Here is a 14,429-nt window from a genome sequence, read left to right on the forward strand (position 1 = left end):
TGAGACGTTATGCAAGCAGATCAGGTTTTCGGCAGCGTGACACCGCGCTGACCCTGATACTTGCCGCCGCGATCGGCGTACGACACGTCGCACACTTCGTCGCTTTCGAAGAACAACACCTGCGCGACGCCTTCGTTCGCGTAGATCTTCGCGGGCAGCGGCGTGGTATTCGAAAATTCCAGCGTGACGTAGCCTTCCCATTCGGGTTCGAACGGCGTCACGTTGACGATGATTCCGCAGCGCGCGTACGTCGACTTGCCGAGGCAGACGGTCAGCACCGTGCGCGGGATGCGGAAATATTCGACGGTGCGGGCCAGCGCGAACGAGTTCGGCGGGATGATGCACACGTCGCCCTTGAAATCGACAAACGAACCTTCGTCGAAGTTCTTCGGATCGACGATCGTCGAGTTGATGTTGGTGAAGATCTTGAATTCGTCCGCGCAGCGGATGTCGTAGCCGTAGCTCGACGTGCCGTAGCTGACGATCCTGCGGCCGTCCTCGGACGCGCGAACCTGATCGGGCACGAACGGCTCGATCATCTTGTGTTCTTCGGCCATGCGCCGAATCCACTTGTCGGACTTGATGCTCATAACGGGGCGCCAGGAAACGGTGCGTGACGGTGACAGACGGCGGCCGCCGCGTCGACGCGGCAGCCGGGAAAACCGGACATTTTACGCGATGATCGCCGCGTGTACGCGGCGGCGCTCAACGGATCACGCCGCAGGCCAGCGCGGGCCCCGCGCCGTGCTGCGCGAACGCCGGATCGCTCGGGTCGCGGTAGACCAGCGCCGCGCGGTTCAACGCGGAGCGCACGCCGTCGAGGGCCAGATCGGGCGCGACGATGAAGCCGGCGGCGACGCCGTTCGCGTCCGCGTGGATGTTGCCGAGATCGCCGGCGACGCGCGCGCCGGCGCGCAGCCGGTCGGCGGCCGGCGCGAACACCTGGCCGGCGCTCGAGCCGTCGCCGGCGTTGCAGTCGCCGCGTTCGTGCACCTGCAGCGCGTGATCGGTGTTCGGCGGCAGCCCGACCAGGTTGTAAGTGACCTGGACGCCGTCCGGGCGCTCGACGAACGTGACCGCGCCGCGCGCCTGCGAGCCGACGGTCGGCTGCAACTGGGCGTCGGCGCGCTTCTCGTGCGTCGAGGAAAAGGAGGTACAGCCGGCCAGCAGGCCCAGCGCGGCGGCGGTCAGCAGCGCGCGCCGCGCGCGGCCGACGCACGCGCCGTGGTGTCGTTGGTTCATTCGATCCTCATGCCGGCTGGCGGCCGTTGTAACACGGCGGCCATACCGGGCGGGTAAAGGGACCCGGGAAAAGTCGCCATGATACCGCGCCTCGCGGCGCCGTAAACAGCGTGCAGGCCCGCCCCGCAAGGGCTTTAAGTATTCTGAACAACGATCGACGGGAACTTCGACGTCATGTCGCGCGCCCGTTCCGCGATCGCCAGCGCGACGCCGCGCGCGATGTCGCGATAGCGCCGCGCCAGCGCGCCGTCCGGGTCGGCCACGACCGTCGGCGTGCCGCTGTCGGCGCGCTCGCGGATCGCGATGTCGAGCGGCAGGCTGCCGAGCACGTCGACGTCGTAGTCCTTCGCCATCCGCTCGGCGCCGCCCGCGCCGAAGATGTGCTCCTCGTGCCCGCAGTTCGAGCAGACGTGGATGCTCATGTTCTCGACGATGCCGAGGATCGGAATGCCGACCTTCTCGAACATCTTCAGCCCCTTCTTCGCGTCGAGCAGCGCGATGTCCTGCGGCGTCGTCACGATCACCGCGCCCGTCACCGGCACGCGCTGCGCGAGCGTGAGCTGGATATCGCCGGTGCCCGGCGGCATGTCGACGATCAGGTAGTCGAGCTCGCGCCAGTTGGTCTGCCGCAGCAGCTGCTCGAGCGCCGACGTCGCCATCGGGCCGCGCCACACCATCGGATTGTCCTCGTCGATGAGAAAGCCGATCGAGTTCGCCTGCAGCCCGTGGCCGACCAGCGGGTTCATCGACTGGTTGTCCGGCGACTCGGGGCGCTGGCCGTGGATGCCGAGCATCGTCGGCAGCGACGGGCCGTAGATGTCGGCGTCGAGAATGCCGACCGACGCGCCTTCGGCGGCGAGCGCGAGCGCCAGGTTCACGGCCGTCGTGCTCTTGCCGACGCCGCCCTTGCCCGACGCGACCGCGACGATGTTCTTCACGTTCGGCAGCAGCTTCACGCCGCGCTGCACCGTGTGCGCGACGATCTCCTGCGACACGGCGACACGTGCGTCGCGCACGCCCGGCACGGCCTGGAGGGCCGCCGCGATGCGCGCGCGCACGTCATCGTGCTGGCTGCGCGCCGGATAGCCGAGCACCACGTCGACCGCCACGACGTCGCCATCGATCGCGACGTTGCGCACGCCCTTGTTGGCCGCATACGGACGGCCGGTGTTGGGGTCGACGACAGCCGCCAGCGCGGCGTCGACTTGTGCCCGGTCAATGCTCATCGAAACTCCGTGAAATCGTTTTTCCGCGCGCAATCGTCAAAAAAGATCAAATTACGCAGCAAAAATCAGGAAAAGTGAAAGAATCTGTTGCACGCCATTGCGCGAATGCGCACGACGGCGCAATCTTCGCGTGCGGTATGCTATGGGGCCAAATCGGCCGCGAACCGCCTATATTGTAGAGGCTGATGCGTCGCCCTGTACGAACAGCCCCGCTGGCGAACAGGGCATGCAGCCGCCTTCGCGGCAACCGTCTACAAGGGCCTGCCCGCCGTTTTCCGGGCGTCCGTGCAACGGAGCCGCACCTGATGTTTGTCGTCGTTGTCGACTCGTTCAACCAACAGAGGAATCCAAGATGAACATGAAAATCGCGACTCGCCTGTCCGTCTTCGCACTCGCCGGCGCACTGCTCGCCGGCTGCGCCACGCAGCAAGGCAACAACACGGCCGTCGGCACCGGCACGGGCGCGGCGCTGGGCGCGGGCATCGGCGCGCTGGCCGGCGGCGGCAAGGGCGCGGCGATCGGCGCGGGCGTCGGCGCGCTGGTCGGCGGCGTGACGGGTTACAACTGGCAGGCGATCAAGAACAAGCTCGCGCCGTCGGCAGCGAAGACGGGCACGCAGGTGACCGAGCAGCCGGACGGCTCGCTGAAGCTGAACGTGCCGAGCTCGGTGACGTTCGCCACCAACCAGTACGCGATCACGCCGGCATTCACGCCGCTGCTGAACGATCTGGCGACGACGCTGAACCAGAACCCGCAAGTGACGGCCTCGATCGTCGGCTATACGGACAGCACGGGCTCGGCACAGCTGAACCAGACGCTGTCGCAGAACCGCGCGCAGAGCGTCGTCAATGCGCTCGTGCAGCGCGGCGTCGCCGGCGGCCGCCTGTCGGCACAGGGCATGGGCGCGTCGAACCCGATCGCGGACAACGCGACCGAAGCCGGCCGCGCGCAGAACCGCCGCGTCGAAATCTACCTGCGCGCGGCGCAGCAGTAAGCGGCACGACGACCGGAGACGAGGCCGCGCATTCGGCGCGCGGCCGCGTGCCACAAGGCTTGGCGCGGGCTCCGTAACAAATCGAAAAAAATTTCGAACTTCTGTCGCGACCCGCGGTCTGTCTTTACGGTACGCGGCTGGCGCAGCCGGCGCGTCACCATTCTCCTCTTGTCGTTGTTGCTCCGGGGCCGTATCCGCCCCGGTTTTTTTTGCCCGGAATTTTCGTGCTGCGGCGCAGCATCGCAGCGCCGGGCACGCACTTCATGGGCGCCGCACGCCGCGCCCGCCCTCGCACCGCCCCGGCCCGACTGGGCGACCCGCGCCCCTGCTAGAATCGCAGTTTCCGTCGTTTAGCCGTTCCTTCTACAGACCCTATGTCCGCAACCGACCTCGCTTCCGTGCAGGCCGCGGCGCCGCAAGGCAGCCGCCAGATCCTCGTTACGTCCGCCCTTCCCTATGCCAACGGCCAGATCCACATCGGCCATCTGGTCGAGTACATCCAGACCGACATCTGGGTGCGGACGCTGCGAATGCACGGGCACGAGGTCTACTACATCGGCGCCGACGATACGCACGGCACGCCGATCATGCTGCGCGCCGAGATGGAAGGCCTCACGCCGAAGCAGCTGATCGACCGCGTGTGGGCCGAGCACAAGCGCGACTTCGACAGCTTCGGCGTGTCGTTCGACAATTTCTATTCGACCGATTCGGACGAAAACCGCGTGCTCAGCGAGAAGATCTACGTCGCGCTGAAGGAAAACGGCCTGATCGCCGAGCGCGAGATCGAGCAGGCGTACGACCCGGTCAAGGAAATGTTCCTGCCGGACCGCTTCATCAAGGGCGAATGCCCGAAGTGCCACGCGAAGGACCAGTACGGCGACAGCTGCGAAGTATGCGGCTCGACCTACCTGCCCACCGACCTGCTGAACCCGTACTCGGTCGTGTCCGGCGCGACGCCGGTGCGCAAGACGTCGACGCACCACTTCTTCCGCCTGTCCGACCCGCGCTGCGAGTCGTTCCTGCGCGACTGGGTCAGCGGCCTCGCGCAGCCCGAAGCGACCAACAAGATGCGCGAATGGCTCGGCGACGCCGGCGAAGCGAAGCTCGCCGACTGGGACATCTCGCGCGACGCGCCCTACTTCGGCTTCGAAATCCCCGGCGCGCCGGGCAAGTATTTCTACGTGTGGCTCGACGCGCCGGTCGGCTACTACGCGAGCTTCAAGAACCTGTGCGAGCGCAAGGGCATCGACTTCGACGCGTGGGTCCGCCCGGGCGCGACGGCCGAGCAGTATCACTTCATCGGCAAGGACATCCTGTATTTCCACACGCTGTTCTGGCCGGCGATGCTCGAATTTTCGGGCCACCGCACGCCGACCAACGTGTTCGCGCACGGCTTCCTGACCGTCGACGGCGCGAAGATGTCGAAGTCGCGCGGCACGTTCATCACCGCGCAGAGCTACATCGACACGGGCCTGAACCCCGAGTGGCTGCGCTACTACTTCGCCGCGAAGCTGAACGCGACGATGGAAGACATCGACCTGAACCTCGACGACTTCCAGGCGCGCGTGAACAGCGATCTGGTCGGCAAGTACGTGAACATCGCGAGCCGCGCGGCCGGCTTCCTGATCAAGCGCTTCGACGGCCGCGTGCAGGACAGCGCGATGAATCATCCGCTCGTCGCGAAGCTGCGCAGCGCGATCGACTCGATCGCCGCGCACTACGAAGCCCGCGAATACAGCCGCGCGCTGCGCCAGACGATGGAGCTCGCCGACGAAGTCAACGCGTACGTCGACGGCGCGAAGCCGTGGGAGCTCGCGAAGGACCCGGCCAACGCGGTCGCGCTGCACGAGACCTGCAGCGTGAGCCTCGAGGCGTTCCGCCTGCTGTCGCTCGCGCTGAAGCCGGTGATGCCGCGCGTCGCGCAGGCCGTCGAGGCGTTCTTCGGGATCGCGCCGCTCGCATGGGCCGATGCCGCGAAGCCGCTGTCGTCCGCGCAGCCGATCAACGCGTACCAGCATCTGATGACGCGCGTCGACGCGAAGCAGATCGACGCGCTGCTCGCCGCGAACCGCGGTTCGCTGCAGGCCGACGGCGCTGCTGCGGCGGCCGCCTCGGGCGCGACCGGCGCCGCCGCCGCGAAGGACGCGAAGCCGGCCAAGGCGAACGCGAAGGCCGCCGCCGCGAACGCCGCGGACGACGGCCCGATCTCGATCGACGACTTCGCGAAGATCGATCTGCGCATCGCGAAGATCGTCGCGTGCCAGGCCGTCGAAGGCTCGGACAAGCTGCTGCAGCTCACGCTCGACGTCGGCGAGGAAAAGACCCGCAACGTGTTCTCGGGCATCAAGTCGGCGTATCAGCCCGAGCAGCTCGTCGGCAAGCTGACGGTGATGGTCGCGAACCTCGCGCCGCGCAAGATGAAGTTCGGGCTGTCCGAAGGGATGGTGCTCGCCGCGTCGGCCGCCGACGAGAAGGCCGAGCCGGGCCTCTACATCCTCGAGCCGCACAGCGGCGCGAAGCCCGGCATGCGCGTGAAGTAAGCGGCGCACCGCACTCGCAACAACGAAAAAGCCCCGCACGATGACGTGCGGGGCTTTTTTCATGGTCGCGCCACGGGCCGTGCGTGCGTGGGCTCGCTCAGCGCTGGCTGAACCAGCGGTCGAAGCGCCGCGTGTAGTTCAGATCGACGCCCTGGAACGTGCCGCCGTACGCGGACACCGACCAGAAGCGCGTCAGGTTGATGGTCGCCTTGAACGCGTTGCTGGCCGACTGCAAGCCCTGCTCGAAGCCGAGCACGAAGCGCTCGTTGATCGCCTTCGACACCTGGATCACCTGCGGATCGGTCAGGCCGACGTCGCTGCGGCCGATCGAGAATTCGTCGAGGCCGAAGGTCTGCGCGACCCGCTTGCCCGTCACGCTGCCGAGCAGCGCGAGCGCGGCCGTCATCGTGCCCTGCTGGCCGACGTTGTTGCCCTGGTCGGTGCCGTGCCCGAACAGCAGCCACGACAGCTTCTCGTTGTCGGTGACGTTCGGCTCCGACACCAGTTTGACCGTCAGCGACTGGATCGTGCCGGTCACCTGCACGCCGGCCTCGACCTCCTGATTGCGCCGCATCGCGAGGATGTTCACGCCGGGGTTCGACACGGGGCCGTTGAACGTGAAGAAGCCGTTCTCGATCGCGAGCTTGCGGCCGAACGACGTGTAGGTCGAGCCTTCGGTCACGCGCACGTTGCCGACCGCGCGCAGCGGCACGCCCGGCGCGCTCATCACCGTGATGGTGCCGCGCAGGCCGAGATCCGCGCCGTGCCCCTTGAAGCGGAAATCGTTGCCGAGGCCGATGTCGATGTTCGCGCGCGGCGCGAGCGACGGCGCGGGCTTGTTCTCGACCTTCTGCGGCTTGGCCGCCGCGGTGCCCGTCTGCACGTCGCCGCGCACCGTGCCCTCGGGGCCGACGATCACGACGTCGTCGGACAGGTGCGGCGCCGATTGCTCGGGCAGGTCGAACAGCGCGTGATCGACGACGAACTTGCCGTCGATCGACAGCGCGCCGCGCGGCCCGTCGTTCGCGACGGTCGCCTTGCCCGACAGCGACAGCTTGCGGTCCGGCGCGGCGAACAGCTCGAGCTTGTCCGCGACGATGCTCGCGGTCAGGTCGGGCGCCTCGCCGTCGAGCCGCACGCGGCCGATCGCGCGCAGCGTGCCGTCGCCGCCGTGGAACTCGACCTGCTGGAATTCGACGAGGTTCTCCGCCAGCTTCACGCGCACGATGCCGTCCTTCAGCTGCACGCCCTGATCGACCAGCGTCGCGGACAGCTCGTCGCCCGTCAGCATCCCGGACACGCTCGGCTTGACCGGCGTGCCGGCGATCGTCAGCTTCAGCGCCGCGCGCCCGCCGAGCAGGTAGCTCGGCCCGAACAGGTTGCCGGTCGCCCGCAGCGACGGGATGTCGGCGTCGATGCGGCCGGCCAGCGGGCCGTCGTCGACGACGCCGAACACGCCGTCGCGCAGCGCCACCGGCACCGTGACGTTCGCGTCGAGCGTGCCGACCCGGTTCGCCTTCGCGAGCGCCACGACGTTGAGGCGGTTGCCCGGCACGAAGTTCGCGCGCGCCGACAGATCGGTCAGCCCGAGCGATGCGATGCCGCGCCCCGTCTCGATCGTCACGTCGCCGCCGCGCCGCTTCACCTGCAGGTAGCCGGTCGAGTTCGCGCCGAGCGAGAAGTCCCAGTCGGCGTCGAGCACGACGTCGGTTCGCACCGGCGAGCGCTGCCCCGTCAGCGTCTGGCGGATCTCGAGGAAGCGCGCGACCGATGCGCCGCGCACGGCGCCGGCCGAGCGCATCTGGCCGTGATCGAACACGAACGACTTCAGGTCGATCGCGGCGCCTTCGAGCGTGAGCTGCGTGGCGCCGAGCGTCACCCGGCCGGCGCCGGCCGACACGGCGAGCGGCGCCTGCAGCGCGAGCGTCGGCGTGCCGCGGTTCGCGAGGCGCGTGACGGTGCCGTCCCAGCGCATCCCGTCGCGATTCTCGACCACGCCGCCGTTGGCCGCGACCGTCAGGTCGATCATGCGGCCGCCGGCCGCGCCCGTCGCCGATGCCTCCAGCGTGTGCTTCGCGCGCGTGCCGTTCAGGTTCGCGCGCAGCGACTTCAGCTGCAGCGAGCCGAGCGCGACGTCGGTCGCGTCGGCGGTGAACACCAGCGTGCCGTTCGCGCCGTCGCGGATGTCCGCGTGCCCGTCGGCGGCGCCGATCCGGTTCGAGCCGATCACCAAGTGCTGCACCTTGTAGGCGGCCGTCACGTTCGGATGCGCGAAGCTGCCGGTCAGGTCGCCCTGCGCCTGCACGAGCCCCTGCAAGCCGAAGCCGAGCCGCTCGAGCGCCGGCGCATCGACGACGAAGCGCAGCCGGTCGCCCGGCGCGCCGAAGCTGCCGTGCAGGTCGACGTGGTTGCCGGCGATCGACAGGTTCGCGTTGCTCGGCAGGATGCGCGTCCCGGCGAGCTGCACGACACCGGCGCCGGTCAGCGGCACGCCGTCGTACAGGCTGTCGCCGAGCTTGAAGGTCGCCTTGGTCGACAACTGCGGCGCCAAGACGCCCGATGCGGTCAGCGTGCCCGACACGCGCGTTTCGCCGCGCCTGGGCCGCGCCGTCGCCGGCGCTTTCGGCTGCTTGCCGCCGCCTGCGGCCGGCGCCTGCAGCGCCGCGAGCAGCAGCGGATCGAACGCGGTCAGCGTCGCCTTCGCGTCGTAGCTCGCATGCGCGTCGTGGCGGAACACGCCGGTCAGGTCGATGCGGCCCTTGCCGGCCGTCACGCGCGCGTCGGACAGCACCGTCTGCTGCGACGTCAGCGCGACCTTCGCGCGCGCGCCCAGTGCGAGCTTCGGATCGTTCAGGTCGAAGTCGACGGTCGTCACGCCGCCGGCCAGCGTCACGCCGAGCGGGCCACCGAGACGCATCGGCCGCAACTGGGCGACGAACGCGTTGAGGTCGAGATTCGCGGCCTTCAGATCGAAGCGGCCCTTGCCGCCCGTCAGCGTGCCGCCGCCCGTCACGCTGCCGTCGCGGATCAGCTTCAGCGCGAGGCCGTCGATGCGCTGCGCATGCGCGTCGAGCTTCACGGTCGCATGCGCGTCGACGACCGGCAGCAGGTGCTCGCCGAGCGTGCCCGGCTTCGCGTTGACGATCGACACCGGTCCCGTCACGGCGAAGCCCTTCGCGGCCGCGGCGCCCGGCGCGGCGGTGACCGGCGCGAGCTCGGCGCGCAGCGCGAGGTCGGCGGCCGGCGCGCCGGGCGCAAACGCCTGCGGATTCACGTGATCGAACGCCAGCGACGCGCGCGTGAGCGGCACCGCGCCGAACGCCGCGGCCTCGACGTGCGCGCGGCCGTTCAGCTTCATCCCGCTCGCGGACACGTCGGCGACGAGCGCTTCGAGCGAACCCGACACGTTCGCGCTCGCGTTGACCGGTTCGTCCGAGAGCTTGCCGGCGTACGTCGCGGTGCCCGTCAGCGCGAACGGCTTCACGCCGTCGAGCTTGGCGCGCGCGGTCAGCGCGCCGTACGGCGTGTCGACGCCGTCGAGCGCGAGCTCGTGGTGACGGCCGTCGCTGCGGCCGTTCAGCGCGAGATGGTCGAGCTGGGTCGTCGATGCGCCTTCGTGGATCGCCAGATGATCGACGCGCAGGTCGTCGATGCGCAACTGCAGCGGCACGCGCAGATCCTGCGGCGGCGTCGACGGCTTCGACGGTCCCGGCACGATCCGCACGTCGACGGTGCCCGCGCGCAGATACGCGATCGACAGGCGCCACGGCGCGCGCGTCAGCGCCCAGCGGCCGTCGAGCCGATCGATCCGCACTTCGGTGCCCGCGCCGGCCGGGCTGGTCCACGCGAAGTCGCGCAGCCGCACGCCGGTCGCGAGCGACCCGCCCTCGAGCGTGCCGGCGAGGCGCCCGCCCAGCACGCGCACCGCGCTCTGCCACGCGAGCCGCGTGCCGCGCTCGGTGGTCGCCGCGGCCAGCACGAGCGCCACCGCCAGCACGACCAGCAACACGAGCGTCGCGAGCGTCCACGCGACGACGCGCCACGCGCGGCCGCGCCGCCGCGCGCGCGGCGGCGTATCGGGCTCCCCGTGGGGCGCACCCTCGGGCGAGTCCGGATCGTGAGGCGGCGGCGTGTCGTTCGGGTCCTTCGTCATGCGGTTCGTCGTGGATCGGGCTGCGAGGTCAGAAAGCGATGCCGAGCGTCAGGTACGGGCGCACGCTGCGGTTGCGCAGCCCGTATGCGACGTCGACGTTGATCGGGCCGACGGGGCTGCGCCAGCGCGCGCCGATGCCGACGCCCGGATAGAACACGCGCTCGCCCCACGCATCGGTCGCGGTGCCGATGTCGAAGAACGTCGCGGCGCCCCAGTCGTGGTTGAACCAATGCTGGTATTCGGCGGTGCCGGTCATGAGGTACTTGGTCGGCAGCACGGAGCCGTCGACGTTGTTGCCGATGCTCTGATAGCCGTAGCCGCGCACCGAGTTCGAGCCGCCCGCGCGGAACAGCAGCGATGCCGGCACGCCGGCCGAGCTGCCGCTGGTGAACACGCCGCCGAGCTCGGCGCGGAACACGAACAGGTCGCGCCTGCCGATCGGCAGGTATTGCTGGCCGCGCGCGTAGCCGCGGATGAAGGTCTGGTCGGTCAGCACGCCCTTGATCGCGAAGCCGGCTTCCGCGTGGATCAGGTTGCCCGAACGCGGGAACAGCGGATCGTCGACGTTGCGGCGCGTCCACGACCACTGCGGCACCAGCGCGCGGCTCGTGGTCGGGCCGGCGCTGTTCTGGTCGAGCCGGTCCTGGTAGTACATCAGCGAGTACGCGTAGTCGATGAACTGGCCGGAGCGCGTGCGCTGCGCGCCGACCCGCGCGCTGTAGATCCGCGTGCCCGACACGTTGGTGTTCGTGTACGACGCGAGCACGCTGTTGGTCCATCCTTTCTGGCCGGGCGGCATCGACAGCTGGACCTGCCCGTACTGCTGGATCTGGTCGAGCCGGCCCGACACGGTGAGCGGCCACGCGGCGCCGAACGTGTCGAGGTACGTGTACGACCCCTGCACGTGCGGGCCCGTGTCCGTCGCGTAGCCGACGCCGCCGCGGATGCTGTTGTACGGAAACTCGCTGACCTTCACGTGTACGGGCGTGCGTTCGGGCTTCGACGTGTCGTCGCCGACGTCGATCGCGACGCTCGCGTAGTACGGCGTGTTCTGCAGCTGCCGCTGCAGCTCGGCGATGCGCTGCACGTCGTAGATCTCGCCTTCCGACAGCGGATTGACGTTCGTGACGATCTTTTCCGGATAGCGGCGCACGCCGTCGACATCGAGCTTGCCGATCGTGAAGGTCGGGCCGCTGTCGAACGTGACGGCCAGCGTCGCGCGCTGCGTGCGCGGATCGACGCGCGCCTCGGACGACACGATCTTCGCGCCGAGATAGCGGCGCGACTGCAACTGCTTGAGCGCCGCGCTCTTCGCGCCGTCCCAGTCGGACTGCGTGAACGGGTCGCCCGGTTTCAGCGAGAACGCGAAACGGGTCGCGGCCTCCTGCTTCGGGTCTTCGGCGTCGACCGGCCCCTTGAACGTCAGGTCGACCGCCGAGACGACGGTCTGCGGCCCCGGGTCGACGGCGACGCGCACGTCGCGCTTGCCGTCGCGGCTGCGCACGTCGGTGCGCACGACCGGCGAGAAATAGCCGGCCGTCGCGGTCAGGTCGCGCACCTGCTGCGGCGTGGCCGTCACGAGGAAGTCGAATTGATCGTCGCTGATGTCGTCGCGCTTCGCGAAGCGCGCGATGTCGAGGTGCGCGCCGAGCAGCTTGCGGATCGCGCGCGGCGCGTCGATGTCGACGTCGTATTTGGCATAGGCGGGCAGCGCGAAGAATGCGGCGACGCAGCCCGCGACGGCGGCCCGCGCCGCGGTGGCGGCGCCGCGGCGCGAGCGCCGGCGCGAATCGCGGGCCGAACGTGCGGCCGCGTCGTGCGCCGTATCTGCGTGGTGGTGGTTCGCCTGACCCGCCAAATATGACCTCGCCCTCGGTTATCGTGATTTCGTGGAAAACCCTGTATTTGACCACACGGCCGCGGCCGCGCCCGCAGCGGCGCCGCTTTGATGCTTGCACGCAACGCCGGCGGCCGGCAGCCCGGCCAGCGCGTTCGACGTGCGATTGACACCGGCTGTTCCCCGCTATGCGGTAAAATCCCGCCATCGCGAATCCGGCGCATCGTGCGCCGCCAGAAACGGAAAGCCAAGCCATGCCGTACCAGTCCGACGTCACGCAGTTCCTGAACCAGCTCAAGCAACAGAAGCCGACGCTCGAGGAAGAGCAACGCAAGGGTCGTGCCCTGCTGTGGGACAAGCAGCCGATCGACCTCGACGAGCGCGCCGAGCAGCAGGAATCGCGCGTGAAGCAAACGTCCTACGTCTACTACCAGAACTTCTGACGACGTGAGCGCCGCCGACGAGGCCAGCGCCGCCCGCAAGGACGACGCGATCGCCGCGCCCGCGGGCGCCGATTCGACGCCCGACACCGTCGACGGTGTCGCGGCGTTCGCACGTCTGTACGGCGAGCCGCTCTTCAAGCTGCCGCAGGATCTGTACATCCCGCCCGATGCGCTCGAGGTGTTCCTCGAGACCTTCGAAGGCCCGCTGGACCTGTTGCTGTACCTGATCCGCAAGCAGAACTTCAACGTGCTCGACATCCCGATGGCGCAGGTCACCGCGCAATACCTCGGTTATGTCGACCAGATCCGCACGTCGAATCTCGAGCTGGCAGCCGAATATCTGCTGATGGCCGCGATGCTGATCGAGATCAAGTCGCGGATGCTGCTGCCGGTCAAGAAGGCCGACACCGGCGAGGAAGCCGAGGATCCGCGCGCGGAGCTGGTGCGCCGGCTGCTCGAATACGAGCAGATGAAGCTCGCCGCGCAGCGCCTCGATCAACTGCCGCAGCTCGGCCGCGACTTCCTGCGCGCCGAGGTCTATATCGAGCAGAGCATCACGCCGCGCTTTCCCGACGTGAACTCGGACGACCTGCGCGCCGCGTGGGCCGACGTGCTCAAGCGCGCGAAGCTCGTCCAGCATCACAAGATCTCGCGCGAGGAGCTGTCGGTGCGCGAGCACATGAGCCTGATCCTGCGCCGGCTGCAGAATGCACGCTTCATGGAGTTCGCCGAGCTGTTCGACACGTCGCGCGGCGTGCCGGTGGTCGTCGTGAACTTCATCGCGATGCTCGAGCTCGCGCGCGAATCGCTCGTCGAGATCACGCAACCCGAACCGTTCGCGCCGATCTACGTGCGCCTCGCCTACCTGCCCGCCTGATTCCGGCACGGTCACGGCGCCCCGCCTCCCCTGCAATGCAGCATCGAGCGCGCTCACACCCGCGCCGCCCCGCCGCGCCATGCCCGGATAAAAAGTGAACGACCGTTCTCTTTGCGGTGCGTGCGGCGGCCAAATCCTCTACAATCCGCCGACGCCCGATGCGCCGCCCGCGCACCGGCGTGCTCCGCTTCGACCCCGACGCCGCTGCTGCGGCGCCAACGCGCGCATGCGCGAGGAACCCGCTACCCGATCATGAAAGTCATCAGCTCGATCCAGGAACTGCGCGACCAGCTGCGCGGCCAGAACCGCACGGCGTTCGTGCCGACGATGGGCAACCTGCACGAAGGTCACCTGTCGCTGATGCGCCTCGCGCGCCAGCACGGCGACCCGGTCGTGGCGAGCATCTTCGTCAACCGGCTGCAGTTCGGTCCGAACGAGGATTTCGACAAATATCCGCGCACGCTGCAGGACGATATCGAGAAGCTGCAGAACGAAAACGTCTACGTGCTGTTCGCGCCGACCGAGCGCGACATGTATCCGGAGCCGCAGGAGTATCGCGTGCTGCCGCCCGACGACCTCGGCGGCATCCTCGAAGGCGAGTTCCGGCCCGGCTTCTTCGCCGGCGTATGCACGGTCGTGACGAAGCTGATGTCGTGCGTGCAGCCGCGCGTGGCCGTGTTCGGCAAGAAGGACTACCAGCAGTTGATGATCGTGCGCCGCATGTGCCAGCAGCTGGCGCTGCCGGTCGAGATCATCGCGGCCGAGACCGTGCGCGACGAAGACGGCCTCGCGCTGTCGTCGCGCAACCGCTACTTGACGGCCGACGAACGCACCGAGGCGCCCGAGCTCGTGAAAACGCTGCAGCGCGTGCGCGAAAGCGTGCTGGGCGGCGAGCGCGACCTCGGCAAGCTCGAGCAGCACGCCCGCGCGTATCTGGCCGAACGCGGCTGGGCGCCCGACTACATCGCGATCCGCCGCCGCGCGAACCTGATCGCGCCGAGCGCCGCCGAGCTCGAGGCGGGCGAGCCGCTCGTCGTGCTCGCGGCCGCGAAACTCGGCGCGACGCGCCTCATCGACAACCTGGAAATCTGACCGGCCGCGCCGCCGCCTGTCACGC

At 68.9% G+C, this 14,429-nt stretch carries 10 protein-coding genes; 5 read left to right on the forward strand and 5 right to left on the reverse strand.

What is annotated here, in order from left to right:
- Positions 1-20: 20 nt before the first annotated feature.
- From dcd to apbC, 3 genes are all read right to left on the reverse strand, one after another.
- Positions 21-590 (reverse strand): dCTP deaminase, encoded by a 570-nt coding sequence (gene dcd, locus MYA_RS10785; protein WP_006398615.1) that lies wholly within the window; start codon positions 588-590, stop codon positions 21-23.
- A 115-nt stretch (positions 591-705) separates the two neighbouring features.
- Positions 706-1,242 carry a superoxide dismutase family protein gene (locus MYA_RS10790; protein ID WP_014723460.1) on the reverse strand — a complete coding sequence of 179 codons (537 nt, stop codon included), beginning with the start codon at positions 1,240-1,242 and terminating at the stop codon, positions 706-708.
- Positions 1,243-1,376: 134 nt separating this feature from the next.
- A complete protein-coding gene (gene apbC / locus MYA_RS10795) occupies positions 1,377-2,468 on the reverse strand; it encodes an iron-sulfur cluster carrier protein ApbC (RefSeq protein ID WP_014723461.1) in 1,092 nt (363 codons plus the stop codon).
- Positions 2,469-2,820: 352 nt separating this feature from the next.
- Between apbC and MYA_RS10800 the strand changes: the two genes are divergently transcribed.
- Positions 2,821-3,462: an OmpA family protein gene (locus MYA_RS10800; protein WP_011885709.1), complete on the forward strand. Its 642-nt coding sequence runs from the start codon at positions 2,821-2,823 to the stop codon at positions 3,460-3,462.
- A gap of 374 nt (positions 3,463-3,836) precedes the next feature.
- Entirely contained in the window at positions 3,837-6,002 is a 2,166-nt protein-coding gene (metG, locus tag MYA_RS10805) for a methionine--tRNA ligase (protein ID WP_041493876.1), read from the forward strand.
- A gap of 97 nt (positions 6,003-6,099) precedes the next feature.
- Here the strand turns inward: metG and MYA_RS10810 are convergent, their stop codons facing one another.
- Positions 6,100-10,155 (reverse strand): translocation/assembly module TamB domain-containing protein, encoded by a 4,056-nt coding sequence (locus MYA_RS10810; RefSeq protein WP_014723463.1) that lies wholly within the window; start codon positions 10,153-10,155, stop codon positions 6,100-6,102.
- Positions 10,156-10,183: 28 nt separating this feature from the next.
- Positions 10,184-12,013 carry an autotransporter assembly complex protein TamA gene (locus MYA_RS10815; RefSeq protein ID WP_014723464.1) on the reverse strand — a complete coding sequence of 610 codons (1,830 nt, stop codon included), beginning with the start codon at positions 12,011-12,013 and terminating at the stop codon, positions 10,184-10,186.
- A gap of 233 nt (positions 12,014-12,246) precedes the next feature.
- Between MYA_RS10815 and MYA_RS10820 the strand changes: the two genes are divergently transcribed.
- The 3 genes from MYA_RS10820 (at position 12,247) to panC (ending at position 14,404) form a co-directional block, all read left to right on the forward strand.
- Positions 12,247-12,435 (forward strand): DUF3460 family protein, encoded by a 189-nt coding sequence (locus MYA_RS10820; RefSeq protein ID WP_011885713.1) that lies wholly within the window; start codon positions 12,247-12,249, stop codon positions 12,433-12,435.
- Between the two features lie 4 nt (positions 12,436-12,439).
- Positions 12,440-13,312, forward strand: coding sequence for a segregation and condensation protein A (locus tag MYA_RS10825; protein WP_011885714.1), 873 nt, complete (start codon positions 12,440-12,442; stop codon positions 13,310-13,312).
- 252 nt (positions 13,313-13,564) lie between these two features.
- Positions 13,565-14,404, forward strand: a complete 840-nt coding sequence (gene panC / locus MYA_RS10830; RefSeq protein WP_041493877.1) for a pantoate--beta-alanine ligase — start codon at positions 13,565-13,567, stop codon at positions 14,402-14,404.
- Positions 14,405-14,429 lie beyond the last annotated feature (25 nt).

Source organism: Burkholderia sp. KJ006 (assembly GCF_000262695.1).
GTDB lineage: Bacteria > Pseudomonadota > Gammaproteobacteria > Burkholderiales > Burkholderiaceae > Burkholderia > Burkholderia vietnamiensis.